Below are 26541 nucleotides of genomic sequence, written 5' to 3'. Positions count from 1 at the left end.
GGTCAGGCGAAGACGTGGGCGGCGGGGACGACCAGCCCCCGCGGCTCGAACTCCTCGATCGCCGGCGCCATCGGCATCGGCCGTCCACCCGAGAGCTCGGCGATCACCGGGTTCACGAGCTCGGCGGTGTACCGGTCGCAGAGCTCATTGGACTCCCACACCTCGACGATCTGGAACCCGGCACCCGTCTGCCGGGCCACGTGCAGCAGCAGCCCTTCGACGACGTCGCCGGCCGTCCGGCGGGCGAGCTCGCCGTGCAGCAGGTCGTAGAACTGGATCGGGGCCGGTACGTCCATGACGAATCCGTAGGTCATGACGTCCTCCGCTCGGGCGGCGGGCGGCCCGGTCTTCTCCCGGACCGGCGCCCAACCTAGCGCCGCCGCTGTCAATCGAGGTTGACACGGGTCGCGAACGCAACTTAGGTTGACAGGCATGGCGGACACAGCGCAGGTGGCATCGGCCGCCGGCAGCCGGGATCCCGCGATCGGCCTCAAGGCCGTGCGCTCCCTGCGGACGCTCGTCGAGCGGCTGGAGGCGCTCCAGGTGGGCAACGCGCGCGACCAGGGCTGGACGTGGGAGCAGATCGCCCAGCTCCTGGGCGTGAGCCGGCAGGCGGTGCACAAGAAGTACGCGAGCGGTCGCGGACCGCTCCGGCGGAGGGACTGACCCATGTTCGAGCGGTTCACCACCGAGGCGCGGCAGGCCGTGGTCGGCGCCCAGCACGAGGCACGACGGCTGCACTCGGGCCGGATCGGCACCGAGCACCTGCTGCTCGCCCTGCTGATCCAGCCGACGCCGAGCGCCGCGGTGCTCGCCCGGCACGGGCTCACCCGGGACGCGGTGAGCCAGGCCGTGCGCCACTACGTCGGGGACGGCGACATCGACGCCGAGGCGCTGACGGCCCTCGGGATCGACCTGGACGCCGTCCGTAGCTCCGTCGAGGCGAGCTTCGGCCCCGGCGCCCTGGACCGGCGGCCGGACGAGCGCGGCCGGGCCGGCCACATCCCGTTCACCCCGCGGGCCAAGAAGGTGCTCGAGCTCTCCCTGCGCGAGGCGCTGGCGATGAAGTCGAAGAGCATCGCCGACGGGCACATCGCCCTCGGCCTCCTGCGGGAGGGCGAGGGCCTGGCGATGAAGGTGCTCTCCGACCGGGGCGTCGACACCGTCGAGCTGCGCCGCGACCTCACGGCCGCCCTCGCGGCCTGAACGCGCCGGTGCCCGGACGTGGCGACCACGTCCGGGCACCGGCGGCCGGGCCTCAGGCCCGGGTGTACGCCCCCGCCTGCAGGACGCCCTGCGGGTCGTAGGTGCCCACGACCTCGCGGAGCCGGGCCAGGGTCGGCTCGTCGTAGCAACGCCGGGCCGACTCGGCGTCGTGCGGGACGCCGAAGTTCGGCCACACGCCACCGGTGTCCCAGTCGGCCAGGGCGCTGAACACCTGGTCGGCGTGCGCCAGGGCGCCGGCGGCCATGGCCTCGTCCGCCGCGACCGCGACGGTCAGCACGCTGAACTTCGCCGCCCGGTGGCTGAAGGCGCTCGGGACGGCGCCCTCGCGGGCGTAGGCGCCACCGAGGTGCCGCACCTCGACCATGACCTGCGGCGAGCCGGACCCGTACCCGGCGACGGCCAGCAGGCGCTCCGCCGCCTCCGCCGGGAACCCGTCCAGGAGGATCGCCGGGTCGACGACCGGCATCGGGTCGACCGGGTCGGCGTGCACCGCGTCGATCTCGGCGTAGGGGCGCAGCCGGGCGTCGTCCAGGATCACCGGCGCCGTCGCGCGGATCTCGTCGAGAAGGCGGGCGCCCTCCCCCGGCTCCCCGGTCCACAGGAACCGGATGCCGAGGGTCATCCGCCCGGCCAGCGGCGGCGGCACGTCGGGCAGCGGGGGCAGCTGGAAGATGACGAACGACGTCGTCCCCTGCTCCGGCAGCGCGTCGACCCATCCCCGCCACCGGTCGATGACCCGTGCGGCGTCGGCGCCGTCGAAGTAGATCGCGCCGCCGTAGAACTCCGGCATGCGGACCAGGTCGAACTCGAGCGCGGTCACGATGCCGGCTGCACCCTTGCCGCCGCGGAGAGCGAAGAACAGGTCCGGGTGGTCGGCGGCGGTCACCCGCCGGAGGACGCCGTCGCCGGTGACCACCTCGAACGCGCGCACCCGGTCGGCGTTGATGCCGTAGGTCCGGGCCATGGGGCCGACGCCCCCGCCGGTCGTGTAGCCGACGATGCCGACGTCGGTGGTGGAGCCGTTCACCCCAGCCAGGCCGTAGCGCGCGGCCTCGGGGACCAGGCGCGACCACTTGACGCCGGCACCCACGCGGGCCCAGCCCTCGGGGTGGACCGTGCACTCGTCCAGGCCGCGGGTGACGACCAGCAGGTGGCCGGCGAGCGACGCCTCGGCGCCGTGGCCGGTCGCCTGGACGCCGGCGGTGAAGCCGTGCGCGCCGGCGAAGCGGACGGTCGCGGCCACGTCCTCGGCCGTCCGGACGGCGACGACCGCGGCCGGGCGCATCGGGACGGCGAGGTTCCAAGGGCTGACGAGCGCGTCGTACCCGGGGTCGTCGGGGGTGTGCAGGGAGCCGGTCAGCTCGGCGCGCAGGGCGTCGAACGAGGTCTCCAGGTCGACGTAGGGGGCGTCGAGGGTGAGGGTCACGGGGTCCTCCAGGTCGGATCGAGCTGATGGAGGAACCGTGGCGCCGGGCGCTTGACGGGCGGCTGCGACGGGCTTGAGGCCGTCCTTGAAGTGCGCCTCAGGTCGCGTCGTGGGCGGCGAGGAACAGGTCGCCGGGGTCGACGGCACGGCGGACGGCGGACAGCCGCGCGTGCACCCCGGGCGGGAAGACCTTTCGGGTGTCGGTGCGGGCGTCGAGCATCGGCAGGTACTGCCGCCCCGTGGCCCACGGCTCCACCGCGCACAGGAAGCGGGTGGCATCGGCGCGCTGGCGCGCCCAGTGCTCGTCGTCCCCGCCGCCCAGGCCGAGCCCGAGCGCGAGGAACTTCCCGTCGAGGGCGGCCAGCGCACCGCCGTCGGGGTCCGGCCTGGCCAGCGCCCCGCCGAGCTGGCGCAGCTCCGCCGCGGCCAGCCGGGTGCCCGAGCCGGGGCCGACGGCGTCGAGGATGCCCGCGACAGCCGCGTCCGGGAGCCCGGACACCAGGGTGCTGCTGGCGTAGGCGGGCGTGGGCCCCTCGGGGTCCAGGTGCAGCCGCACGAGCGAGGCCGCGGGCACCCGGGCGACCGTGTCGAACTCGGGGCGCAGCGCGCGCAGCGGCGCCAGCACCTCCGCGGCGGAGTCGTCGTCGCCGAGCACCGCGCCGTCGATCATCGCGATCCGCCGGCCCCGCAGCTCGGCCGGGATCGTCTCGTCGGCCGGCACGTCGAGCAGCCGGAACGCCGTCGTCGCCGCCTCGGGGGCGTCCGCGCACCAGGCCACCCACGCCGGCAGCACCCGCTCGGCCGCCGTCCAGTCCCAGGAGAGGTGCCCGGCGACGACGCTCTCCAGCGGGAACAGCGAGAACTCCAGGGCGGTGACGACGCCCAGCGGGGCCGCCCCGCCGCGCAGCGCCCAGAACAGCTCGGCGTCGCTGTCGGCGGTCGCCCGGACGAAGGAGCCGTCGGCGAGCACGAGCTCCACCGCCGTGACGGCGTTGCACTGCAGGCCGAGCGCGCGGGCGTACCAGCCGATGCCGCCGCCCAGCGTGTAGCCGACGACCCCCACGTCGGGCGACGACGGATGCCGGGCGGCCAGCCCGTGCCGGCCGGCGGCGTCGGCGAGGTCGCCCCACAGGACGCCGGCGCCCGCGCGCACGCTGCGGCGGTCGGCGTCGACCTCCAGCTCGGTCATCGCCGACGTGCGCAGCAGCACGGCGTCGGCCAGCCGGCCCTCGAGCGGCGGCGCGCCGTGGCCGGTGCCCTGCGCGGCCACCTGCAGGCCCGCCGCGGCGGCGGCCACCAACACCTCGGCCACCTCGTCGGGGAACGCCGGGTAGGCCACCGCGGCCGGGTAGTCGCGCATCTGGAGGTTCCAGGGCGAGCGGGCCATGTCGTAGGCGGGGTCGCCGGGCAGCTGGACGGAGCCGCCGCACAGGCCGCGCAGTCCCGCCGCACGGGCCGGTGCCTCCGCGGGGATCTGCTGCTGCGTCACGGGGTCCTCCCGGTTGCCAGTGCCCGAGCCTCGCCCGCCGGACTTGAGAGGAACTTGAGGCCGTCGGCGGACGCCTTCTCCAGCACCGACCGGACCGTCCCCGGCGTGAGGAACAGCTGCTGGGCGACCTCGTGCACGCCCAGCCCGGCCGCCGACAGCTCGACGATGCGGCGCTCGGTCGCCGTCGCCGCCCGCACCGTCTCGCGGTGGACGGCGTCGGGGTGGCCCCGCTCCTGCAGCGCCGCCCGGGCACGGTCCCGGATCCCGAACGCACCGCGGGCGTGCGCCTCCTCCACGGCAGACCTCAGCAGCGGGACCGCCTCGTCGTCCGGCAGCTCCGGCCGGGCGCCGAGCGAGCAGCGCGCGCGGGCGAGGTCGACGGCGGCCGGCGTAGCGGCCAGCAGGTCCACCGCCTCCCGCAGCTCGGGCAGCCCGTCCGGCCCGCGCAGCTCGCCGAGCAGCCGCAGGGACGCGCCGAGGTGGCCCGGCGCGCCCCAGCGGCGCAGCAGCCGCACCTCCTCCTCGGCGACCGCGACCGCCTCGTCCGTGCGGCCCAGGCCGCGCAGGGCGAGGGCCGCGGTGCTGCGCCACGGGTTCCAGACCGGGTTGGGCACGGGCACCGGCGTCGGGACGGCGTCGAGCACGGCGAGGGCGCGGGCGTGCTCCCCCTCGGCGGTCAGCACCCGCGCGATCGCGTGCTGCAGCAACCGGCCGCCGTCCCCCGGCGCGGGACCGGGACCGGCCGCGTCGGCGGTCGCGCGGGCGGCCGCCAGGTCCCCGCGGTCGAGGTGGCAGCCGATCAGGAAGGCGAGCGCGAAGGGCGGGGCGATGCCCTCGCCGCCCCACATCCGGCTCTCGTCCAGGGCGTTGGTGAGGCACGAGTCGGCCTCGGCGAGCTCCCCCCGGCGCCAGTGCCAGAAGCCCTGCCACAGGTTGGTCGAGAGGACGGCGAACAGCGATCCGCGGGCGTGCGCCTCGGCGCGGGCGCGCGCCCAGAAGTCGCCGAGGTCGTCGTCGGCGAGCATCCGGATGATCGCCGCGATGACCCAGAACAGCCCGTGGTCGACGGCCCAGAGGCGGTCGCCCTGCAGCGCGAAACGGGCCAGCCGGACGGCGCGCTCGCGGTCGGCCCCCTCGATGGTGGTGTCGTAGGCCAGGGCCGCCGCCAGCATCAGGGCGCCGTACCCCTCCCCCTCCGGCTCCGGCACCGGGTGCCGCCAGCTCGCCGGGTCGAGGGCGTGCATGTACCCGCTGACCAGCTCGATGGCCAGCAGCGCCTGGCGGTGGTCGCCGAGCTCGGGCGGCAGGGCCGCGGCGGCCGCGCGGGCGAACGCGGTGGCGATGCCGGGCGCGCTGGCGAAGACCTGCGTTCGGGCGATGGCCACGGCGACGTCGGCGCGTCCGAGCGGGTCCTCCATGTGGTCGTAGGCCTGGAGCAGGTGCCCGGTGCTGGCCGCGCCGTCGACCAGCGACTCGAGCATGCCGAGGTCGCGCAGCAGGTCGCAGCGCGGCGCCCCCGGCGGCAGCTCGGCGAGCGCGCGCCGCAGGTAGGTGACCGCGCTGTCGGCGGCACCGCGCTCGGCCGCCGTCCGGGCGGCGCGGCACAGCACCTCGGTCGCCCCGCCGTCCCCGCGCACCGGGGCGAGCAGGAGGTGGGCCGCGACCTGCTCGTCGGCGGCGCCCGCCGCCCCCAGCAACCGGGCGGCCCGCTCGTGCCGCAGCGCCCGCTCCGCGGCGGGCTGGTCGCGGTACACCGCCTCCCGCACCAGCGGGTGGACGAACGCCAGCGGCTGCTCGTCCTTGAGGATCTCGGCCCGCGCCAGGGCGGCGAGGGCCGCGGCGGTCTCCTGCTCGGTCAGGTCGGCGAGCGCGGCGACCACCGGGAGCGGCGCCCCGTCGCCGAGCACGCCGGCGGCCCGAGCCACGGCCGCGGCCGCACCGCCGAGCCGGCGCAGCCGCATGAGCACCATGCTGGACACCGCCCGCGACCCGACGGCCACCACGACGTCGGCGTGGGCGGCGTCGGGGCGGACGCCGTCGGCCTCCAGCGCGCGGAGCAGCTGGCGCAGCAGCAGCGGGTTGCCCGACGTCGTCCGGTGGCAGGCCAGCGCGAACAGCGGGGACACCGGCTCGCCCAGCCGCCGTCCCACCAGGTCGGCGACGGCCTCGGCCGACAGCGTCGCCGGTCGGAGGACGACGGCGGCCGGCTCCAGCGCCAGCTCCGCCAGGAGCTCCTCGTCCTCGTGCGGCTCTCCGGTGCGGACGGTGCCCACCACCAGCACCGGGACGGCGTCGAGCCGGCGCACCAGGTACGCCAGCGCCCGGAGCGAGGCGCTGTCGCACCACTGGACGTCGTCGACCGCCAGCACCAGCGGCCCGTCCGCGGTGAGGTTGACGGCCAGCCAGTACAGGCCGTGCAGGGCGGCGAACGACCCGTCCGGCGCCTCCCCGCCCACGTCGAACACGCCCCGCGCGCTGGCCGCGGCCCCGCTCAGCAGTTCCTCCCGGCGCGCCGGGTCGGCCAGCTGCGGCTCGAACAGCTGCCGGACGGCGCCGAAGCCGAAGGTCTTCTCCAGCTGGCTGCCGCGGGCGGCGAGCACCCGCAGCCCTCGCTCGGTGGCGAGCCGGCGGGCCTCGGTGAGCAGCCGCGTCTTGCCGATGCCGGCCGGGCCCTCGATGAGCAGGAGCCGCGGTTCGCCCGCCGCCAGGTCGTCGAGCGCGGACCGGACGGCGTCCAGCTCCCGCTCGCGGTCGAGCAGGTCGTCGGGAGCCGGGGCCGGTGCCGGCGCGGGCGCGGGCGCCCGGGAGCGCTGGGCGGGCACGCCGAGCTCCGGCGCCTGGGCGAGCACCTGCTCCTCCAGCTCGCGCAGCGCCGGGCCGGGGTCGACGCCGAGCTCGTCGGCGAGGGTGGCGCGGGCGCGGCGGAGCGCGCCCAGGGCGTCGGCCTGCCGGCTCGCCCGGTAGAGCGCGAGCACCAGCAGCCGCCACCGCTCCTCGCGCAGCGGCTCCTCCGCGACCATCGTCTCCAGGTCGGGGACGAGCAGGGCCGCCTCGCCGAGCTCGAGCCGGGCCGCCGCCAGCCGTTCCCGAGCGACCGCCCGCAGCTCGGTGAGCCGGGCGATCTCCGCCTCGGCCCACGGCTCGTCCGCCCACTCGCTCAGCGGCGGGCCGCGCCACAGCGCCAGCGCCTCGCCGACGATCCGGGCGGTGTCGGCGGGCGGCGTCGTCCCGGAGCGGTCCAGCAGCTGCTCGAACCGCCAGACGTCGACGGCGTCCGGCGGCAGCCGCACGGCGTAGCCGCGGCCCGCGCTGACGATGATCGAGGACCGGGTGCGGGCGGCGCTGCCCGGCTGCACCCGGCGGCGCAGGTGCGACACGTAGGCCTGCAGCGCCCCGGCCGCGTCGGCCGGCGGCCGGTCGCCCCACACCGCCTCGGTGAGCCGCTCCACCGGCACGACCTCGCCACGGGCCAGGAGGAGGACGACCAGGACGGCGCGCTGCCGCGGCCCGCCGAGGTCGAGCGGCGTCCCCCCGGAGGAGGCCGTGCAGGCACCCAGCAGGCTGATCCGCAGCTGCCCGGTGTCCTCCACAGCGCCTCCCCCGCGGAAAGCTAGACGAGGAACCGCCCGCAGGGGGCCGGTCAGTGCACGAGCTTCAGCCCGACGACGCATCCGACGATGCCGCCGAGCAGCAGGAGCTTGACCACCGACGCCGACTCCGCGCCGGTGACCATCGCGTAGGCGACCGTGAGCACCGCGCCGATGCCCACCCACACCGCGTACGAGGTGCCGACCGGCAGCTCGCGCATGGCGTAGGCGAGGCCACCCATGCTCAGCACGAGGGCGACGACGAACAGCACCGACGGCCAGAGCCGGGTGAACCCCTGCGAGCGGTCGAGGGCGGTGGCCCAGACGGCCTCCAGCACACCGGACAGCACGAGCACGAACCAGGACACGACGGACCTCCGCGGGCCGTCTTGTCGCACTCCGGGTACGGCACCCCTCGTCCGGGAGCCGACGTCGCGGCTCCTCCTCAGGCTCTCACGGTTCGCGTCTCGCGGAGCAGGAGCAGAGCGGTGATCGCGGCCACCGCGGCGGCCACGGCGGCACCGGCGAAGACGGTGTGCAGCTGGGTGAGGATCGCGGCGTCCGTTGCGGCGTCGTAGGCCGGGCAGTCGGCGGGGGTCCGCGGGCACAGCTCGAACGGGGTGCCGATCGCGTCGACCTCCGCGGTGAAGCGGCGCAGCGCGACGGCGGTGAGCAGCGACAGCCCGGCCAGCATGCCGACGGTGCGGGCGACGACGGCGAGCGCGCTGGCGCTGCCGTGTACCTCGGCTCCGGTCACGCCCAGCAGCACCGCGTTGACCGGCGCGATGGCCAGGCCGAAGCCGAGACCGGCGGCCACCAGGACGACCGTCGACCACGCCCCGTCGAGCGAGGTGGCGTCCCACCGGGTCATGGCGACGAAGGCGAGCGCGGACAGTGCCATGCCGGCGGCCGCGACGACGCGGGGCGGGACGGTGCGGCACAGCCACCCACCGGCGACCGCGCCCACCGGCACCGCCACCAGCAGCCGTAGCAGCACCAGCGCCGCCCCGAGCTGGTCGCCGGGTGTGGTGGTGCTGCGGGCGAACAGCGGGATGTCGACCAGGGCGGCGACCAGCGCGACGCCGACCAGCAGGTTCACCAGCATTGCACCCCAGGCGCCGACCGGCCGCAGCGCCGGGAGCGGCAGCACCGGCGCCGGGGTGCGCCGCTCGTGCCACACGAAGACCGCGCCGGCGAGCGCGGCCAGCGGCAGGAGCACCGCGCCGTGCGCGACGACCTCGGTGGCGGGGTCGGCGGCCGCGAAGGCCCAGACGAGGCTGCCCAGCGCCACGACGACCAGCGCCGAGCCGACGACGTCCACCTCGCGGGCCAGCCGGAGGAGCCCCCGCAGCGGCAGGACCGCGCCGTCCGGCCGGACCAGGCTGCGCACCACCAGCGCGATGCCGGCCGCCCCGGCGACCAGCACCAGCGGCGTCGTCCACTCCAGGGACCCGAGGACCGGCACGTAGAGCAGCCCCAGCGTCACGTCCTCGGCGAGCGCCGGCGGGGCGGCCAGCTGCAGGCCGAGCGCGATCGCGGCGAGCGAGCCCAGCGCGAGCCCGAGGAGGTCGGGACGCCGCGCACCCCCGGTGAGATGCGCGCCGACGGCCAGGCCGAGCCCGAGGAGCAGGTTGAGCCAGAAGATCGCCCGCCAGTCGCCGACGGCCAGGACCGCCGCACCGGCGAGGGGTCCGAGGACCGCCCCCGCCTCCTGCACGGCGCCGACGACGCCCAGGGGCAGCGCCCGCCGCTCGGGCGGCCAGCGGTCGGCGACGAGCGCGAGCGTAGCGGGCACCAGCCCACCGGCGCCGATGCCCTGCAGGCCACGGCCGAGGACCGCGAGCCCCAGCGCGTCGGCGGTGGCGGTCAGGAGCGAGCCCAGCGCGAACAGCAGGAGGCAGCCCACGAGGACCGGTACCCGCCCGCGCAGGTCGGCCAGCCGTCCGAGGAGCGGCAGGGTGGCGGTGTAGCCGAGCAGGAAGCCGCCGACTATCGGGGTGGCCCGCTGCAGCTCGTCGAGCCCGACGCCGACCCCGGTGAGGATGTCGGGCAGCGCCAGGACGACGACGTAGGTGTCGGCCGCGGTGACGAGGACGGCGAGCGTGGCGAGGACGACGAGCGGCAGGGACCGGGCCCGTGCCGCCTGGTCAGCCGGTGGCGGGTGCGGTGATCTCGACATCGGCCCCGAAGTCGCTCAGGTCGACGGTGAAGGTGGCGTCGTCCCCGGCGTCGAAGAACGGCCCGGTCAGGACGGCCCGGCGCAGCTGCCCGCTCTCGCTCGCGATGCTGAACCGGGCCTGCACCGGCTGCTCCGGGTCGGCGCTGGTGAGGATCTGCTCGACCAGGTCGCCGGGCAGCTCGGCGGTCACCTCGCGGACCACCTCGCCGTCCACCCGGCGCTCCTCGCCCAGCTCGGCGGACTCCGCCTCGGCGAGCAGTTGCGAGATGCCGGTCTGCTCGTCGAGCAGGGCACCGGGGTCGCCGAACCCGAACTGGGCGGGGTCGACCACGCTGAAGGACGACGAGAACGGCAGCTGCGCGTAGACCGTGCCGTCGACCGAGACGACCGCGAGGTCGAGGGCCGACCCGAGCGCCCGCACCTGCAGCGTGCCCTCGAACGAGGAGGGCCGGGCGATGTCGCCCTCGCCGCCGATCAGCGCGGTGCCGGTGTCGGGCGCCCCATCGCTGCCCAGCACGAAGTGCGCGGTCTGCGTCTCGTCCAGCACCGTCTTCGCGCGGGCCAGCAGATCAGCCGCCGACTCCTCCGGCTCGTCGTCACCTCCGCAGCCGGCGAGCACCGGGACGGCGAACACGGCCAGCGCGAGCAACGAGCTCGCCGTACGGCGCAGCATGGCGACCTCCCCGTCGGCCGGGCGGGAGCGACCGGCGTACCGCGGCGGACAGTAGCGCGCGGCCGACGTCAGACCGAGGCGCCGGTCCGCTCGGCCACCGCCGCGTCGACCTTCGGCCGGTTGCGGGTGGGGAGCACGTCGCGGGCGGGCCCGAGGTCGGCCATCAGGTCGCGGTCCGTGGTGAAGGCGCGGAAGGCCGTGCGGATGGTGATGCCGTGGTGGGGGCGCTCGACGACCTCGATCTCGTCGCCGGCGCCGATGTCGCCGGTCTCCAGCACCCGCAGGTAGGCGCCGGGCAGCCCGCGCTCGGTGAACCGCTTGATCAGCCGCGGGACACCCCAGTGCGCCTGGAGCTTGGCGCAGGGCGTGCGCGGAGCGGTCACCTCGACCAGCACGTCGCCGATGCGCCACCGCTCACCGAGGACGGCGCCGGTCAGGTCGAGCCCGCGGGTGCGCAGGTTCTCGCCGAAGCTCCCCGGCGGCAGCTCACGACCGAGCTCGGCGGCCCACCAGTCGGCGTCCTCCTGCGCGTACGCGTAGAGCGCCTGCCCCTCGCCGCCGTGCCACTTCTTGTTGACCTGCACGTCGCCGTCCAGACCGAGGGGGTGGACGGTGACCCGGCCGGCGACCGGCCGCTTGTCGATGGCGCTGGTCGTGTCCCCCGCCCGCGGCAGGCGGATCGGCCGGGGGCCGGAGACGCAGACCGCCTCGAGGCGACCGGTCACTTCTTGCCGGCGGTCGGCTCGTTCGTGGAGAGCGCGGCCACGAAGGCCTCCTGGGGGACCTCGACGCGGCCGACCATCTTCATGCGCTTCTTGCCCTCCTTCTGCTTCTCCAGCAGCTTCCGCTTGCGGGTGATGTCACCGCCGTAGCACTTGGCGAGGACGTCCTTGCGGATGGCGCGGACGGTCTCGCGGGCGATGACCCGGGAGCCGACGGCGGCCTGGATGGGCACCTCGAACTGCTGCCGCGGGATGAGCTCGCGCAGCTTGCCGGCCATCATCACGCCGTAGCTGTAGGCCTTGTCCTTGTGCACGATCGCGCTGAACGCGTCGACGGCCTCGCCCTGGAGCAGGATGTCCACCTTGACCAGCTGCGACTCCTGCTCGCCGGCCTCCTGGTAGTCCAGCGAGGCGTAGCCGCGGGTGCGCGACTTCAGGGCGTCGAAGAAGTCGAAGATGATCTCGCCGAGGGGCAGCGTGTAGCGCAGCTCGACCCGCGACTCGCTCAGGTAGTCCATCCCGCCGAGCTGGCCGCGCCGGCCCTGGCAGAGCTCCATGATCGCGCCGGTGTAGTCGCTGGGGGCGATGATCGTCGCGTTGACGACCGGCTCGTAGACCGTGTCAATCTTGCCCTCGGGCCAGTCGCTCGGGTTGGTCACGGTGATCTCGGAGCGGTCCTCCATCACGACCCGGTAGACGACGTTCGGCGCGGTCGAGATCAGGCTGATGCCCGCCTCGCGCTCGAGCCGCTCGCGGACGATCTCCAGGTGCAGCAGGCCCAGGAAGCCGACGCGGAAGCCGAAGCCGAGCGCCGCCGACGTCTCGGGCTCGTAGGTGAGCGCGGCGTCGTTGAGCAGCAGCTTGTCCAGGGCCTCGCGCAGCAGCGGGTACTCGCTGCCGTCGATCGGGTAGAGGCCGGAGTAGACCATCGGCCTGGGGTCGCGGTAGCCGCCGATCGACTCCGCCGCCGGCTTGTGCTGGAGGGTCACCGTGTCGCCGACGCGGGACTGGCGGACGTCCTTCACGCCGGTGATGAAGTAGCCGACCTCGCCGACGCCGAGGCTCTCCACCGGCTTCGGCTCGGGCGAGATGACGCCGATCTCGAGCAGTTCGTGGGTCGCGCCGGTGGACATCATCTTGATGCGGTCCCGGGCGGAGATCCGGCCGTCGACGACCCGGACGTAGGTGATGACGCCGCGGTAGATGTCGTAGACGGAGTCGAAGATCATCGCCCGTGCCGGGGCGTCGGCCTGGCCCTCGGGCGCGGGGATCTCCTGGACGATGCGGTCGAGCAGCTCCGGGACGCCCTCGCCGGTCTTGCCGCTGACCCGCAGCACGTCCTCGGGCTCGCAGCCGATGATGTGCGCGATCTCGGCGGCGTACTTCTCGGGCTGGGCCGCCGGCAGGTCGATCTTGTTGAGCACCGGGATGATCGTGAGGTCGTTCTCGAGCGCCAGGTAGAGGTTGGCCAGCGTCTGGGCCTCGATGCCCTGGGCGGCGTCGACGAGGAGCACGGCCCCTTCGCACGCGGCCAGCGAGCGGCTCACCTCGTACGTGAAGTCGACGTGGCCCGGGGTGTCGATCATGTCGAGGACGTACTCGTCGTCCCCGACCTTCCACGGCAGGCGGACGTTCTGCGCCTTGATGGTGATGCCGCGCTCGCGCTCGATGTCCATGCGGTCGAGGTACTGGGCGCGCATCTGCCGTGCCTCGATGATCCCGGTGACTTCGAGCATCCGGTCGGCCAGCGTCGACTTGCCGTGGTCGATGTGGGCGATGATGCAGAAGTTCCGGATACGGGCCGGATCAGTGGTGGCAGGTGTCGTCACAGTGCCGCCATCGTCCCACGGCCGCGGCCTGCTCCGGGCGAGTACCGGGAAACCGGGTGTGCCAGGGTGCTCCCGGGCGTGTGCCGTGGGTCGCCCGGTGCCGGGGTGGGCCCGGGACGACGACGCTGGTAATCTTGCAGGCCGGTCCTGTGGCGCCTACCGCCCGGACGCATTGTCAGAACCATCCCCTCCAGACTTTCGAGGCTCACGCGTGGCGAACATCAAGTCCCAGAAGAAGCGGAACATCACCAACGAGAAGGCGCGCCAGCGCAACGTTGCCGTGAAGTCCGCCCTGAAGACCGCCGTCCGGCGCGTCCGCACCGCTGCCGAGTCCGGCGACGCCGCCGCCGCGGCCACCGCCCTGGCCACCGCCAGCAAGGCGCTCGACAAGGCCGCCAGCAAGGGCGTCATCCACAAGAACCAGGCCGCCAACCGCAAGTCGGGTCTGGCGAAGCTCACCGCCGGTCTCTGATCCGGCGCCGCGTCCTGGTGACGCGGTCGTCGAACGAGCCCCCCTCCCGATAGGGACGGGGGCTCTTTCGCGTCCGGGGGCTCTTCCGCGTTGGTGTCGGCCTCAGCGGCCGGCACCGACCCGTCCCCGACCCGTCTCGGCCCGGATCATGACGATCCGCCGGACCGCGCGCTCGAGCGCGTAGTCGGCGCTGGCCGCGGCGCCCTTGACGTCGGCGTTGAGCTCCGCCGCGACCCGGATCGCCTGCTGGAGACCGTCGATGCTCCAGCCGCGGGACTGCGCCTGCGCCTTCTTGATCTTCCAAGGAGGCATCTTCAGCGTGCGGGCCAGCTCGCCGGGGTTGGTCGAGCTGAGCGAGGCGACGCGGGCCGCGGTGCGCACGCCGTCGGCGATGGCGTCGGCGATGAGGACGTGCGGCACGCCCCGCTCCAGGGCCCAGCGGAGCATCTCGATCGACCCGGCCCGGTCACCGACCAGCACCCGCTCGGCCACGGTGAAGCCGGAGACCTCCGCCTGGCCGCGGTGGAAGCGGGCGACGGCGTCGGCGTCGACGCTGCCGCCGAAGTCGGACACCAGCTGGCTGGCCGCGGCCGAGAGCTGGCGCAGGTCGTTGCCGATGGCGTCGACGAGGGCGGTGACGGCGTCGGCGGTGATGCGGCCGCCGTACTGGCGGACCTCGTTGCGGGCGAAGGCCGCCAGGTCCCCGGGTGACTTGAGCTTCGGGCACTCGTCGAGCGCCGCCCCCGCCGCGGTGAACGCCTTGACCAGTGCCTCGTTGCGCTTGCCGCCGAAGTGGACGATCACGAGCGTCAGGTCGGGATCGGGGTCCTTGGCGTAGCTGGTCAGCGAGTCCGCCAGGGCGGCGGCCGCCTCGTGCACCCCGCTGACGACGACGAGCCGGTGCCCGCCGAACAGCGACGGCGCCAGGACGTCGGCCAGCTGCCCGATCGGCAGGCCCGCGGCCGCGAGCTCGTGCACCTCGGTCTCCGGGTGACGCTCGAGGACGGCGGTGCGCACGGCGCCGACGGCGCGGGAGCGCAGCAGCTCCTCCTCGCCCATGACGACGCGCAGCCGCGAGGTGGGTTCGACGGGTCGGGCCGGCACGCCTGCATGGTGTCACGGCGAACCGACGTTCCCGCGGGCGGCGATGCCCCACCCCTCCCCCGAGCCGACGACTGCGAGATCGCCCTCGCGATCGGTCCGGTGCACCCGCATCCCTACCCCGCGGAGCCAGTCCAGGAGCCGGGAGGTGGGGTGGCCGTAGGTGTTGTCGGCACCCACCGAGATGATCCCGACACGTGCCCCGCTGGCGGCGAGGAAGCCCGGGTCTGCGTCGCCGCTGCCGTGGTGGGGCACCTTGAGCACGTCGGCACGCAGATCGGTGCCGTCGGACACGAGCCGTGCCTCGGCCTCGGCACCCAGGTCGCCGGTGAACAGGATCCGCAGCCCGCGCACCTCCGTCCGCACGACCAGCGAGAGGTCGTTCGGCTCTGCCGCCGCGGTGACGCGACCGGGTGCCGGCGCCAGCACCTCCACGGCGACCTGCCCGGCCGTGGTGCGGTCCCCGGGCACCAGCACGGTCCGCTGCCCACCCGACTGGCGCACCAGCGCCTCAAAGGCCTGCGCGCGATCGTCCGCGGGCGACAGCGTGCCGGTGGCCACCACGCCGACCTCCCGGCCGCCCAGAGCACCGGCCAACCCGCCCACGTGGTCGGCGTCCAGGTGGGAGATCAGCACCAGCGGCAGCGCGGAGATCCCCAGCCGGTCGAGGCAGCGGTCGACGGCTCCCACGTCCGGGCCGGCGTCGACGAGGACCCCGGCGCCGTCGCCGACCGGGAGGACGAAGGCGTCGCCCTGCCCGACGTCGCAGGCGACGGCCACCGTGTCCGGAGGCGGCCAGCCCCGCACCACCTGCCGCACCGGCCAGCCGACGACGAGCAGTCCGACGAGCGCCGCGAGGGCCAGCGGCCGCAGCCGCCGGAAGCGCCACAGCGCCCACCCGGCCGCCAGCAGGAGCGCGGTCAGCAGCACCGCCCCCGTGGTCCCGGCCGGCCACCCCGCGGACCCGTCGGGCACCGCCGCGGCCCGCTGCGCGACGAGCACCAGCCACCGGGTGGGCCAGCCGGCCAGCCACACCAGCCCGTCCGCGAGGAGCGGCAGCGGCACACCGACGACGGCGGCGAGCAGCCCGAGCACGGTGGCTGCCGGGACCGCGGGCGCCGCGAGCAGGTTCGCCGGCAGGGACACCAGGCTCACCGTCCCCGACAGCCCGGCGACGATCGGCGCCGTCACCACGCCGGCCGCGGCGCTGACGGCGACCGCGTCGGCGAGGAGAGACGAGCAGCCGCGCTCGCGCAGCCGCCGGGACCACCCGGGCGCCAGTAGCACGATGCCGGCCGTGGCGGTCACCGACAGCGCGAAACCGGGGTCGCGCGCCAGCCCGGGGTCGAGGAGGAGCAGCACGCACACCGCCCCGCCGAGCGCCGGCACCGCCGCACGGGACCGCCCGGAGGCCAGCGCCAGCAACGTGACCGCGCCCATGGCGGCCGCACGCAGGACGCTGGGGCTCGGACGGGCGAGGACCACGAAGCCGATGAGCGCCAGACCGGCGACCACCGCCTGCACGCGCCGGTCCACCGCCCTCCGCCGCAGCGGCCGGAGCACGCCCGCCAGGACGATCGCGACGTTCGCCCCCGACACGGCGGTGAGGTGCGACAGCCCGGCCCGCCGGAAGTCGTCCTCGAGCACCGGATCCATCGCCGCGGTGTCGCCGACGACGAGGCCGGGCAGCAGGCCCGCCGGCAGCGGATCGAGCACCCGGCGTGCCGAGGCGGCCAGACCCTCCCGGAGGCTGCCGGCGGTCCGCTGCAGGCGGCCGGGCTCCCCCACCGGAACGGGCGGCCCGCGCGCGGACAGCACCGCGACCGCGGTGTCCCCCTCCTCCGGTGAGGAGAAACCCACCCGCACCCGGGCGGCCTGGCCCGGGAGCAGGTCGCGCCAGTCGTCCGCGGGTCCGAAGAGGACCACCTCCTCGTTGAGGTGATGGGTCACGTCCCGCTCCACCAGGCGGGTCACGGTCGCGTCGGCGACGACCCGTTGCTGGCCAGGGCTCCTCAGCACGTGGGGGTCGCCGTCGAGCTCGAGCACCACCCACGCGGTCCGCTCCGCCTCGGCCGCCGCCCGGAGCGGAGATGCCTCCCGCGCCACGCCGCGCACCCCGGTCGTGGCGGAGGAGACGGCGAGACCGGCCAGGAGAGCCAGCAGGACGCCCGCGGCCGTCCCGCGGCTCCGCCCGACGAGCGCGGCGAGGAGGCACGCCGCCACGCACGTCCAGGCCAGCGTGCTCGGCGCGACCAGCGGAGCTGCCAGCGTGGTGACCCAGATCGCGGCTGCCACGGGCACGAGCCGCAGGTCCAGCCAGCGCCAGCGCTGCCACTGCCCGGTGCTCACACCTGCACCAGCTCGGCCAGCTCCGCGGCGATCGCCGGGCCGATGCCGGGCACGTCGTCCAGCTCCTCCACGCTGCGGAACGGGCCCTGCGACTCCCGGTGGTCCACGATGCGCTGGGCGAGCACCGGCCCGATGCCGGGCAGTGCGTCCAGCTCGGCGACCCCGGCGGCGTTGAGGTCGACCAGCCCGCCGTCGGCGGCGCCCGAGGTCGTGCCGCCCGCTGGGGCCGGAGCGCCGACGGCGAGCTGCTCGCCATCGGCGACCACCGCCGCGAGGTTGACCGATGCGGGATCCGCCTCGGGCAGCAGCCCGCCGGCGGCCGCGATCGCGTCAGCGACGCGGGCGCCGGTCGGGAGGGTGACCAGCCCCGGCCGGACGACCTGGCCGACGACGGAGACGACGACGGTCGCCGTGGTCTCCGCGACCTCGCCCACCGCCGTCGTGGACGGTGCGGCGGAGGTCGTCACCGGCGCGCCGTCGGCGGGCTCCACCCGTGGCCGGTCCCACCACGTCCACCCGGCCAGCAGCAGGGCCGCCGCCAGAGCGACGGCCCAGAGGGAGCGGGCGCCGGGCCGGCCCGGGTCCCATCGCGCCTCCCGGCCGGGAGCGCGGTGCCTGCCGATGCCCGGCGGCAGCCCGGCATCCGTCCCGTCCGTGTCCGGGGGGATCGGCGTCGTGAGGTCGTCGTCGCCCGGCCACCCGCCTGGGGAGGGGTCGTCGTCCACCTCGTCGGGGACCCAGCCCCCGTGGTGGTCCCGCTCGTCCAGCAGCCGCCTGAGACGTGCACGGATGACGTCGGCGTCGTCGCTGCGGCGGGAGGAGAGGCGCACGGCGCGACGCTAGGAACCGGGCGCCCCGGGATCCCAGCTCGGCGAGGATCTGTGGACGGGCGCGGCCGTTGTGGACGACGGCCGGCGCGCTGGCGGGGGGAGGCGACACCCTGCCGCGCATGCCGTCCGCATTCCTGCGCTCAGTCCTCTTCCGGCTCCTGCCAGAACGGCGCCACCACGATGCCGACCGCTCCCGGCCCGACGTGCGCGCCGATGGCGGCCCCCAGCTCGCTGACGTGCAGCTCCCGCAGCTGCGGCAGGCGGTCCCGGAGCTCGGCGGCGAGCCGGTCGGCCTTCTCGGCCGCGGCGAGGTGGTGGACCGCGACCGACACCGGCCCCTGGCCGGCCGCCTCGACCGCCCGCTGGACGAGCCGGTTCATCGCCCGGGCTGTCGTCCGCACCTTCTCCAGGGAGACGACGCGGCCGTCCTGGACGTGCAGCACCGGCTTGACCGCGAGCGCCGAGCCGAGCAGGGCGGCCGCGTTGCCGATCCGCCCGCCCCGGCGCAGGTGCTCGAGCGTCTCGACCACGAAGAACGTGCGCGTGGCGTCCGCGGTCTCCTGCGCGGTGCGCGCGACGGTCGCCGCGTCGGCGCCGGCCGCGGCGGACCGGGCGGCCGCGAGGACGGCGAACCCGGTGCCCATCGCCGCCGACCGCGAGTCGACGACGGTGACGACGTGCTCCCCCACCTGCGAGGCGGCCAGCCGGGCGGCGTCCCACGTGCTGGAGAGCTCCGAGGACAGGTGGACGGAGACCAGCTGCTCCGCCCCCGCGTCGAGCGCCTTGCGATAGGCCGCGACGAAGTCACCGGGCGTCGGTCGCGAGGTGGAGACGGCCTGCCCGCGCACCGACAGGGTGCGGGCCACCTCGTCGGGCCGGATGTCCCAGCCCTCGCGCCCGGAGCGCCCGGGGAGGACCACGTACAGCGGCACGACGTGGATGCCGTAGCCCTCGGTCAGCTCGTCGGGGAGGTAGGCCGACGAATCGGTGACGACGGCGACGGGCACCCGGCGAGGCTAGCCCGCGGCTCCGGCAGATCGACGGGAGCGCGCGGTGCACCGGTGCGGCGTCGTGGCCTCAGACGGCGTCAGCGTCGCCCGGCGGCGGAGGGGCGGCTCCCTCGGGCGTCGCCACCGCGTCGGCGGGCGCCACCGGACCGGCGCCCTCGAGCCGGGCCCCGGGACGCGGCTGCACCGTGCTGTTGTGCCGGAGCAGGCGCCAGCGTCCGCCCTGGACGGCCAGCTCGCTCCATGCGCAGTTGGCCAGGGGTCCGAGGAACCGGCGGTGCTCGGGACCGAGGCCGACCAGGCGCTCGATCAGCCGTCCCGCGGTGCCCCCGTGCGTCACGACGACGGCGACGGCCGCGGCAGGCAGGTCGGCGAGCGCCGCCACCGCCCGCTCGCCGACAGCCGCAGGCTCCTCGCCGCCGCGACCGAGCACCTGACGCCCCGCGGTCCAGTCGGCGTACTGCTCGGGGAAGCGCTCGGCCACCTCCGCCCGGGTGAGCCCCTCCCAGGAGCCCATGCCGTGCTCGCGCAGCCGCTCGTCGAGCCGCACCTCGACGCCGAGGAGCGCAGCCAGGGTCCGCGCTGTCTCCGCCGCCCGGTCCAGGTCGCTGGACACCACGACGGTGTCCCGCGGGGGCAACCCCGCGGCGACGTAGGGGGCGGCCGCGGCGGCCTGCCGGCGGCCGGTGGCGTCCAGGGGCGGGTCGAGCTGGCCCTGGAAGCGACCTTCGGCGTTCCACTCGGTGCGGCCGTGCCGCCAGAGGACCAGCCGCGGGACCGGGAGGGCGGGCAGGGCTTCCCCGCTCACCGGCCGGTGGGCTCCCCGTCGGCCGACGGACCGCCGTCGGATCCCGCGGCGCTGCCGGCCTCCGGGGAGGCGCTGTCGACGAACGGGATGGTCGGGCAGTCCTTCCAGAGGCGCTCGAGGGCGTAGTACGCGCGCTCCTCGGCGTGCTGCACGTGCACGACGACGTCGACGAAGTCGAGCAGCACCCAGCGTGCCTCCGCGACACCTTCGCGGCGGACCGGCTTGATGCCGTGCTGGCGGAGCCGCTCCTCCACCTCGTCGACGATCGACTGCACCTGGCGCTCGTTGGGCGCCGAGGCCAGCACGAAGGCGTCGGTGATGGCGAGCCGGTCGCTCACGTCGACGATCGACACGTCGGTGGCGAGCTTGTCCGCAGCCGCCTGAGCGGCGAGCAGCGCGGTGTCCCGCGCCTCGGCCGAGGCGGTCATCGGGGTACCTCCTGGAGGGAGTCGTTCGTGGGGTGGATGGCGGGCGGGCGGGCGCCGTCGACGGGAGCCCGCCGGGGGCCCTCGCGGTAGAGGCCGCGCTTCTCGATGTACTGCACGACCCCGTCGGGGACGAGGTACCAGACGGGCATGCCGCGCCCGACCCGGCCGCGGCAGTCGGTCGAGCTGATCGCGAGCGCGGGCACCTCGACGAGGCTGACCACGCCCTCGGGCAGGTGGGCGTCGGCGAGGTGGAAGCCGGGGCGGGTCACCCCGATGAAGTGCGCCAGCTCGAAGAGCCGCTGGTTGTCCCGCCAGCTGACGATCTGGGACAGGGCGTCCGCGCCGGTGATGAAGAACAGCTCGGCATCGGGTCGCTGCTGGTGCAGGTCGGTCAGGGTGTCGATCGTGTAGGTCGGACCGCCGCGGTCGATGTCCACCCGGCTCACGGAGAACCGGGGGTTGGACGCGGTGGCGATGACCGTCATGAGGTAGCGGTCCTCCGCCGGGCTGACCTCGCGGTCGCTCTTCTGCCAGGGCTCACCCGTGGGCACGAAGATGACCTCGTCGAGGCCGAACAGCCCGGCGACCTCGCTGGCGGCGACGAGGTGACCGTGGTGGATGGGATCGAACGTCCCACCCATGATCCCGACCCGGCCGCCTGCCACCGCACGAGCGTATCCGGGACCACCGGAGCCGGCCCCGGCGGACCGGCCCCGGCCGGCGGTTCCGGAGCCCACCGGACGGCAGGCGCCGGAACCGCCACGACCGGCTCCCCCGTGCAGCCGGTCGCAGTCCAGGCCGTGCGTCGTCGCACGGATCCAGCGGCGCGGTCAGCTGCCCCGGCGCCGCGCTGACCAACGCGGCACCCGGCGATGGGTTACGGCTCTCCGGCGTGTCGCCTTGTGGTCATCGGCACAAGCGGTCTGCGGACCGAGTGGAGGAGTCGACGAAGCCACACGTCGACTTGTCGTCGAGGACGCCGAGCGCGGACCTCAGAGGGTCGTCACGAACTCCGCCAGCTGCGCGGCGTTGCGGCACTCGACCATGTCGATGACCTCGCCGTACCGGTTGGCGGCCGAGTCGCCGCTCCCCCACAGCCGCTGCGGCTCGGGGTTGAGCCAGTGGGCCGACCGCGACCGGCGCACCAGGTCGGCCAGCACGGGCAGGCCCGGCGGGCGGTAGTTGGTGCGGCCGTCCCCCAGCACGAGCAGCGAGGTCTTCGGCCCGACGGCCGACGCCCAGCGGTCGGCGAACACCTCGAACGCCGTGCCGTAGTCGCTGTGCCCGTCGAACCCGACCACGTCGGCCTCGCGGCCGATCCGCGCCACGGCATCCACGACGTCCGCGCCGGGGCGGAAGAAGCGGGTCACCTCGTCGGTCGTGTCCACGAACGCGAAGGCCCGCACTCCGGTGAAGTGCTCGCGCAGCGCCTGCGTGAGCATCAGCGTGAAGTGGCTGAAGCCGGCCACCGAGCCGCTCACGTCGCACAGGACGACCAGCTCCGGCTTGTGCACCTTGCGCGGCCGGTGGTGGGTCACCACCGGCACCCCGCCGGTCCCCAGCGACGCGCGCACCGTCTTGCGGAAGTCCAGCCGGCCCTCCCGGCCCAGCCGCCGCCGCGCGGACAGCCGCACCGCCAGCCGCCGCGCCAGCGGGGCGACGGCCCGGCGCAGCTCGGCCAGGTCCGCGGACTGGGCACGCAGGAAGTCCACCTGGTCGGCCAGCGGGCGGACCGCGTTCTTCGCGACCTTGTCCCGCCCCTTCTCGGCCGCGGTGCGCCGCCGCACCTCCGACTCGATCGCCGCCCGCAGCGCCGTCAGCCGCTCGCGGATCGTCTGCCGGGCCACCTGCTCGGCCAACCCCCCGCGGTCGCCCTCGGCCAGCAGGCCGGCCAGCAGCTGCGACACGAGCGTGTCCGGCGAGAGCGCCCGCAGCACGCGGTAGCTGAAGTACGACTGGCCCGACGGCGAGGGCTGCCCACGGCCGAGCAGCTCCACGGCCTCGCGCGCGAACCGGCGCAGCGCCTCCGGGTCGCCCTCCAGGAGCAGCCGGAGCAACTGCTCGCGCATCATCGCGGCCAGGTCGACGCCGTCGTCCCCGGGCACGTCGAGCGTGGACTCGGGCGCCTCGCCGCCGGCGTCGCCGTCCGGCTCGTCGTCGTCCTCCACCGGCCGCGGCCGGTCGGTCAGCGGCCACCACAGGTCGAACAGCACGTCGTAGGTCGGTCGCTGCGCCGCCCGCTGGAGCAGCACCGCGGCCAGGCCGTGCCGGAGCTGCTCGCGGTCGAGCAGGTCGACGACGGTGAGGATCTCCGCGGCGTCCACGGCCTGGCTGATCCCGACCGGGATCCCGGCCTCGCGGACCGCCCGGACGAACCCGTCGAGGTGCCCGGCGAGCCCGCCGGGCTCCACGCGCGCGGCCGGGGCGGCCATCAGTTGAGCCGCAGCTCGGCGGCGGCCCGGTCCTGGTCGCTGGCGTGCTTGAGCACGACACCCAGCGTCGAGCGCACCGCGGTCTCGTCGAGGGTGTCCAGCCCCAGCTCGAGCAGGGTCTGCGCCCAGTCGAGCGTCTCGGAGATCGACGGCGACTTCTTCAGCTCCAGGGCCCGCATCGCCCGGACGGTCCGCACGAGCTGCTCGGCCAGGCCCGGGGCCAGGTCGGGCACCCGCGACAGGACGATCTCCCGCTCGCGCTCGGCGGTCGGGTAGTCCAGCGCCAGGTAGAGGCAGCGGCGCTTGAGCGCCTCGGACAGCTCGCGGGTGGCGTTGGAGGTGAGCACCACCATCGGCCGCCGGGCCGCCGTCACCGTGCCGAGCTCGGGGATGGTCACCTGGAAGTCCGACAGCACCTCCAGCAGCAGCCCCTCGACCTCGACGTCGGCCTTGTCGGTCTCGTCGATCAGCAGCACGGTCGGCTCGGTGCGCCGGATCGCGGTCAGCAGCGGGCGGGAGAGCAGGAACTCCTCGCCGAAGATGTCGTCGTGGACGGTGTTCCAGTCCGCACCGTCGGTGCCCTGCGACGCCTGGATGCGCAGCAGCTGCTTCTTGTAGTTCCACTCGTAGAGCGCCCGCGCCTCGTCCAGGCCCTCGTAGCACTGCAGCCGGATCAGCTCGGAACCCGTCGCGGTCGCCAGCGCCTTGGCCAGCTCGGTCTTGCCCGTGCCGGCCGGCCCCTCGACCAGCAGCGGCTTGCCCAGGCGGTCGGCCAGGAAGACCGTCGTCGAGATCTGGGCGTCGGGCAGGTACCCGGCTTCGGCGAGCCGCTTCTCGACGTCCCCGACCGAGGAGAACTGCGGGAACTGCGACGGCGGACGGGGCACGGGCGGGCCTTTCAGCGGATGTGGCCGTTGCCGGTCACGACGTAGGTGGTGGAGGTGAGCTCGGGCAGGCCCAGCGGCCCGCGCGCGTGCAGCTTCTGCGTCGAGATGCCGATCTCGGCGCCGAAGCCGAACTCCCCGCCGTCGGTGAACCTGGTCGAGGCGTTGACCATGACGGCGGCGGCGTCGACGCCCGCGGTGAAGGCGGCGATCGCGGCGGCGGAGTCGGCGACGATCGCCTCGGTGTGCCCGGTGCTCCACCGCTCGATGTGGTCGAGCGCCTCCTGCAGGTGGTCGACCACGCGCACCGCCATGTCCATCGACAGGTACTCGGTCGCCCAGTCCTCGTCACCGGCCGGGACGACGTCCTCGTGGGCGGCGCGGGCGGCGTCGTCGCCGTGCAGCGCGACCCCGGAACCGGCCAGCGCAGCGAGCAGCCGGGGCAGGTGCGGGTAGTCGCGGTGCACCAGCAGCGTCTCGGCCGAGTTGCAGACGCTCACCCGGTGCGTCTTGGAGTTCAGCACGACCGCCTCGGCGATCACCGGGTCGGCGGACGCGTCGACGTAGACGTGGACGTTGCCCTCGCCGGTCTCGATCACCGGCACCCGCGACTCACGGACGACGCGCTGGATCAGCGAGGCGCCCCCGCGCGGGATGACCACGTCGACCAGGCCGCGCGCGTTCAGCAGCTCGCCGACCGACGCGCGGTCGGCCGGCAGCAGCTCGACGCATCCCGCGGGCAGGCCGGCCTTCTCCGCCGTCTCGGTCAGGATCGTGACCAGCGCGGTGTTGGTGCGGAACGCCGAGGCCGAGCCGCGCAGCAGCGCCGCGTTGCCGCTCTTCAGGCACAGGCCGGCGGCGTCGACGGTCACGTTGGGCCGGGCCTCGTAGACGATGCCGACCACCCCGAGCGGCACCCGCACCTGGCGCAGCTGCAGGCCGTTGGGCAGCCGGGAGCCGCGGACGACGTCGCCGACGGGGTCGGGCAGGGCGACGAGGTCGCGGAGAGCGGCGGCGACCCCGGCCACGCGGCCGGCGTCCAGGCGCAGGCGGTCGAGCACCGACTCGGGCGTGCCGTCGGCCGCCGCGGCCGCGACGTCCTCGCCGTTGGCGGCGAGGATCTCGTCGGTGCGCTCGACCAGGGCGTCGGCCATCGCGGTCAGCGCCGCGTCCTTCACGTCGGTCGGCAGCGTGCGCAGCACCCGGGCCGCCGAGCGCGCGCGCTGCGCGGCGGCACCGATCAACGGCAGCGAGGAGACGTCGGACACGCCCGCGAGGGTACGCGGGACCTCCCCCGTCGACGCCCTCCTGCCACCGGTCGGGCGACCTATGTGAGAATGATTCCCATGAACGCTTCCGCCGTCCGCTGGACCGCCCTGACCGCGCTCTCCTCCGCCGTGCTGCTCGCGGCGGGGTGCGGCTCGGACGACGGCGGAACCGGCGGCGGCGACGGGCTCACGGTGGTCGCCGGCTTCTACCCGCTGGAGTGGGCGGCCGCGCGGGTCGGCGGCGAGCGGATCTCGGTCTCGTCCCTGACCCCGCCCGGCGCCGAGGCCCACGACCTCGAGCTCACGCCGAAGGACGTCGCGGCGGTCGGCGAGGCCGATCTGCTGGTCTACCTGGACGGGTTCCAGCCGGCCCTCGACGAGGCGGCCCACTCCGAGGGCGGCGACCACGCGTGGGACGCCGGCCAGGCGGCCGACCTGGTCGCCCCGGAGGAGCACGCTGAGCACGAGGAGGGGGAGCACGCCGAGGAGGACGGGCACGAGCACGGCGACGAGACGATCGACCCGCACTTCTGGCTCGACCCCACCCGGCTCGCCTCGGTCGGCGACGCCCTGGCCGAGCGCCTCACCGAGCTGGACCCGGACGGCGCCGCCACCTACGAGGAGAACGCGGACGCCCTCCGTGCCGACCTGGAGGGCCTCGACGCCGAGATGGAGGCCGGGCTGGCCGGCTGCACCGTCGACACCCTGGTCACCGGCCACGACGCCTTCGGCTACCTGGCCGACCGCTACGGTCTCGAGGTGGTCGGCATCAGCGGGCTGAGCCCCTCCCAGGAGCCCGACCCCTCGCAGCTCGCCGAGATCGCGACGCTGGTCCGCGAGCGCGGCGTCACGACCGTCTACACCGAGACCCTCGTGGATCCCGCCGTCGCCGAGACCGTCGCCGACGAGGCCGGCGTGCGGACCGCCGTCCTCGACCCGATCGAGGGGCTCACCGACGAGTCGCAGGGCGAGGACTATCTCCAGGTGATGCGCGCGAACCTCGCCACCCTGCAGGAAGGCCAGTCCTGCTCATGACGCCCCCCGACCGGCCGGCGATCCGGCTCCACGACGCGACCATCGGCTACGACGACGTGCCGATCGTGCAGGGCGTCGACCTGACCGTGCGCCACGGCGAGGCGGTCGCCGTTCTCGGCTCGAACGGGTCGGGGAAGACCACCCTGGCGCGCGGGCTGCTCGGGCTCGCCCCGGTCCTGGGCGGCGAGGTCGAGCTGCTCGGCTCGCCCGTCGGCCGGCTCCACGAGCGGGGCCGCGTCGGCTACGTGCCGCAGCGGCACACCGTCAGCGGCGCCGTCCCGGCCACCGTCCGCGAGGTCGTCTCCGTCGGCCGGCTGGCCCGGCTCGGCCTGTTCCGCCGCCTCGGTGCCGCCGACCGCGCGGCCGTCGGCGACGCGGTGGCCGCCGTCGGCCTGGCCGACCGCATGGAGGAGCCGGTCGCGTCGCTCTCGGGCGGGCAGCAACGGCGCGTGCTGGTCGCGCGGGCGCTGGCCGCCCAGCCGGAGCTGCTGATCATGGACGAGCCGACGGCGGGGGTCGACGCCCCCAGCCAGCACGCGCTCGCCGAGGTGCTCGCCCGGGTCTCCGCCGCCGGGACCACGCTCGTCGTCGTCACCCACGAGAGCGGTCCGCTGGCCGGCGTGCTGACCCGCGCGGTCGTCGTCGACCAGGGCCGCATCTCCTACGACGGCCCGCTGGCCGGCGCCGAACGAGGCCACCGCCACGACGACGCCCACTGCGGCCCGGGCGAGGAGCCGGCGCGGGGCTACCGCCTCGACCAGCCCACGGTGGCGGCACGGACCCGGGGGCGCTGAC

General features: G+C 75.4%; 24 protein-coding genes and 1 riboswitch. Of the genes, 5 read left to right on the top strand and 19 right to left on the bottom strand.

Annotated features, from left to right (window positions below; all coding sequences use genetic code 11):
• Positions 1-2: 2 nt before the first annotated feature.
• A complete protein-coding gene (locus ACI78T_RS11360; protein ID WP_456558200.1) occupies positions 3-314 on the bottom strand; it encodes a hypothetical protein in 312 nt (103 codons plus the stop codon).
• 118 nt (positions 315-432) lie between these two features.
• Between ACI78T_RS11360 and ACI78T_RS11355 the strand changes: the two genes are divergently transcribed.
• Entirely contained in the window at positions 433-666 is a 234-nt protein-coding gene (locus ACI78T_RS11355) for a helix-turn-helix domain-containing protein (protein ID WP_456558199.1), read from the top strand.
• A 3-nt stretch (positions 667-669) separates the two neighbouring features.
• The gene (locus ACI78T_RS11350) at positions 670-1206 is read left to right on the top strand and encodes a Clp protease N-terminal domain-containing protein (RefSeq protein WP_456558198.1); all 537 of its coding nucleotides are present in this window, start codon (positions 670-672) and stop codon (positions 1204-1206) included.
• A 52-nt stretch (positions 1207-1258) separates the two neighbouring features.
• On the opposite strand, the gene ACI78T_RS11345 is transcribed toward ACI78T_RS11350, so the two are convergent.
• The 8 genes from ACI78T_RS11345 to lepA form a co-directional block, all read right to left on the bottom strand.
• Positions 1259-2653 (bottom strand): FAD-binding oxidoreductase, encoded by a 1395-nt coding sequence (locus ACI78T_RS11345; RefSeq protein ID WP_456558197.1) that lies wholly within the window; start codon positions 2651-2653, stop codon positions 1259-1261.
• Positions 2654-2750: 97 nt separating this feature from the next.
• Positions 2751-4142, bottom strand: coding sequence for an FAD-binding oxidoreductase (locus ACI78T_RS11340; protein ID WP_456558196.1), 1392 nt, complete (start codon positions 4140-4142; stop codon positions 2751-2753).
• The gene (locus tag ACI78T_RS11335) at positions 4139-7732 is read right to left on the bottom strand and encodes a BTAD domain-containing putative transcriptional regulator (RefSeq protein WP_456558195.1); all 3594 of its coding nucleotides are present in this window, start codon (positions 7730-7732) and stop codon (positions 4139-4141) included. Before ACI78T_RS11335 ends, ACI78T_RS11340 begins: the two co-directional genes overlap by 4 nt.
• Positions 7733-7782: 50 nt before the next feature.
• The gene (locus ACI78T_RS11330; protein WP_456558194.1) at positions 7783-8097 is read right to left on the bottom strand and encodes a DMT family transporter; all 315 of its coding nucleotides are present in this window, start codon (positions 8095-8097) and stop codon (positions 7783-7785) included.
• 10 nt (positions 8098-8107) lie between these two features.
• Positions 8108-8173: riboswitch (guanidine-III (ykkC-III) riboswitch) on the bottom strand.
• A 1-nt stretch (position 8174) separates the two neighbouring features.
• Positions 8175-9908 carry an MFS transporter gene (locus ACI78T_RS11325; RefSeq protein ID WP_456558193.1) on the bottom strand — a complete coding sequence of 578 codons (1734 nt, stop codon included), beginning with the start codon at positions 9906-9908 and terminating at the stop codon, positions 8175-8177.
• Positions 9877-10581 carry an LppX_LprAFG lipoprotein gene (locus tag ACI78T_RS11320; RefSeq protein ID WP_456558192.1) on the bottom strand — a complete coding sequence of 235 codons (705 nt, stop codon included), beginning with the start codon at positions 10579-10581 and terminating at the stop codon, positions 9877-9879. Before ACI78T_RS11320 ends, ACI78T_RS11325 begins: the two co-directional genes overlap by 32 nt.
• A gap of 68 nt (positions 10582-10649) precedes the next feature.
• Complete coding sequence (locus tag ACI78T_RS11315; RefSeq protein ID WP_456558191.1) at positions 10650-11306, bottom strand: MOSC domain-containing protein; 657 nt, start codon at positions 11304-11306, stop codon at positions 10650-10652.
• A complete protein-coding gene (gene lepA / locus ACI78T_RS11310; RefSeq protein ID WP_456558190.1) occupies positions 11303-13132 on the bottom strand; it encodes a translation elongation factor 4 in 1830 nt (609 codons plus the stop codon). Before lepA ends, ACI78T_RS11315 begins: the two co-directional genes overlap by 4 nt.
• A gap of 211 nt (positions 13133-13343) precedes the next feature.
• On the opposite strand from lepA, the gene rpsT reads away from it, so the two are divergent.
• Complete coding sequence (gene rpsT / locus ACI78T_RS11305) at positions 13344-13604, top strand: 30S ribosomal protein S20 (RefSeq protein WP_456558189.1); 261 nt, start codon at positions 13344-13346, stop codon at positions 13602-13604.
• A 102-nt stretch (positions 13605-13706) separates the two neighbouring features.
• Here the strand turns inward: rpsT and holA are convergent, their stop codons facing one another.
• The 10 genes from holA to ACI78T_RS11255 all read right to left on the bottom strand — a co-directional run bounded on the left by holA (position 13707) and on the right by ACI78T_RS11255 (position 24711).
• Complete coding sequence (gene holA / locus ACI78T_RS11300; RefSeq protein ID WP_456558188.1) at positions 13707-14708, bottom strand: DNA polymerase III subunit delta; 1002 nt, start codon at positions 14706-14708, stop codon at positions 13707-13709.
• 12 nt (positions 14709-14720) lie between these two features.
• Complete coding sequence (locus ACI78T_RS11295; protein ID WP_456558187.1) at positions 14721-17054, bottom strand: ComEC/Rec2 family competence protein; 2334 nt, start codon at positions 17052-17054, stop codon at positions 14721-14723.
• Positions 17051-17884 (bottom strand): ComEA family DNA-binding protein, encoded by an 834-nt coding sequence (locus tag ACI78T_RS11290; protein ID WP_456558186.1) that lies wholly within the window; start codon positions 17882-17884, stop codon positions 17051-17053. Before ACI78T_RS11290 ends, ACI78T_RS11295 begins: the two co-directional genes overlap by 4 nt.
• A gap of 140 nt (positions 17885-18024) precedes the next feature.
• Positions 18025-18891, bottom strand: a complete 867-nt coding sequence (locus tag ACI78T_RS11285; RefSeq protein WP_456558185.1) for a DegV family protein — start codon at positions 18889-18891, stop codon at positions 18025-18027.
• Positions 18892-18961: 70 nt separating this feature from the next.
• Positions 18962-19699: a histidine phosphatase family protein gene (locus ACI78T_RS11280; RefSeq protein ID WP_456558184.1), complete on the bottom strand. Its 738-nt coding sequence runs from the start codon at positions 19697-19699 to the stop codon at positions 18962-18964.
• Positions 19696-20127: a ribosome silencing factor gene (gene rsfS, locus ACI78T_RS11275; RefSeq protein WP_456558183.1), complete on the bottom strand. Its 432-nt coding sequence runs from the start codon at positions 20125-20127 to the stop codon at positions 19696-19698. Before rsfS ends, ACI78T_RS11280 begins: the two co-directional genes overlap by 4 nt.
• Positions 20124-20792 carry a nicotinate-nucleotide adenylyltransferase gene (gene nadD / locus ACI78T_RS11270; protein ID WP_456558182.1) on the bottom strand — a complete coding sequence of 223 codons (669 nt, stop codon included), beginning with the start codon at positions 20790-20792 and terminating at the stop codon, positions 20124-20126. Before nadD ends, rsfS begins: the two co-directional genes overlap by 4 nt.
• 327 nt (positions 20793-21119) lie before the next feature.
• Complete coding sequence (locus ACI78T_RS11265; protein ID WP_456558181.1) at positions 21120-22559, bottom strand: vWA domain-containing protein; 1440 nt, start codon at positions 22557-22559, stop codon at positions 21120-21122.
• Positions 22559-23446, bottom strand: a complete 888-nt coding sequence (locus ACI78T_RS11260) for an AAA family ATPase (protein WP_456558180.1) — start codon at positions 23444-23446, stop codon at positions 22559-22561. Before ACI78T_RS11260 ends, ACI78T_RS11265 begins: the two co-directional genes overlap by 1 nt.
• An 11-nt stretch (positions 23447-23457) precedes the next feature.
• Complete coding sequence (locus ACI78T_RS11255; RefSeq protein WP_456558179.1) at positions 23458-24711, bottom strand: glutamate-5-semialdehyde dehydrogenase; 1254 nt, start codon at positions 24709-24711, stop codon at positions 23458-23460.
• 78 nt (positions 24712-24789) lie between these two features.
• Here ACI78T_RS11255 and ACI78T_RS11250 point away from each other — a divergent pair, with 78 nt between their 5' ends.
• Together ACI78T_RS11250 and ACI78T_RS11245 are read left to right on the top strand one after the other, a co-directional pair.
• Entirely contained in the window at positions 24790-25746 is a 957-nt protein-coding gene (locus ACI78T_RS11250; protein WP_456558178.1) for a metal ABC transporter substrate-binding protein, read from the top strand.
• The gene (locus tag ACI78T_RS11245; protein ID WP_456558177.1) at positions 25743-26540 is read left to right on the top strand and encodes a metal ABC transporter ATP-binding protein; all 798 of its coding nucleotides are present in this window, start codon (positions 25743-25745) and stop codon (positions 26538-26540) included. The genes ACI78T_RS11250 and ACI78T_RS11245 overlap by 4 nt, the downstream gene beginning before the upstream one ends.
• The last annotated feature ends 1 nt before the right edge of the window (position 26541 follow it).

Source organism: Blastococcus sp. SYSU D00922, assembly GCF_054050495.1.
The sequence above is the reverse complement of the archived record's forward strand: the minus strand, read 5'-3'. Positions and strand labels throughout refer to the sequence as shown.

Bases quoted from the DNA above. Each gene is read 5' to 3' on its own strand.
- ACI78T_RS11360 (WP_456558200.1), bottom strand. From the start codon at position 314: ATGACCTACGGATTCGTCATGGACGTACCGGCCCCGATCCAGTTCTAC.
- ACI78T_RS11355 (WP_456558199.1), top strand. From the start codon at position 433: ATGGCGGACACAGCGCAGGTGGCATCGGCCGCCGGCAGCCGGGATCCC.
- ACI78T_RS11350 (WP_456558198.1), top strand. From the start codon at position 670: ATGTTCGAGCGGTTCACCACCGAGGCGCGGCAGGCCGTGGTCGGCGCC.
- ACI78T_RS11325 (WP_456558193.1), bottom strand. From the start codon at position 9,908: ATGTCGAGATCACCGCACCCGCCACCGGCTGACCAGGCGGCACGGGCC.
- ACI78T_RS11320 (WP_456558192.1), bottom strand. From the start codon at position 10,581: ATGCTGCGCCGTACGGCGAGCTCGTTGCTCGCGCTGGCCGTGTTCGCC.
- rsfS (WP_456558183.1), bottom strand. From the start codon at position 20,127: ATGACCGCCTCGGCCGAGGCGCGGGACACCGCGCTGCTCGCCGCTCAG.
- ACI78T_RS11265 (WP_456558181.1), bottom strand. From the start codon at position 22,559: ATGGCCGCCCCGGCCGCGCGCGTGGAGCCCGGCGGGCTCGCCGGGCAC.
- ACI78T_RS11250 (WP_456558178.1), top strand. From the start codon at position 24,790: ATGAACGCTTCCGCCGTCCGCTGGACCGCCCTGACCGCGCTCTCCTCC.
- ACI78T_RS11245 (WP_456558177.1), top strand. From the start codon at position 25,743: ATGACGCCCCCCGACCGGCCGGCGATCCGGCTCCACGACGCGACCATC.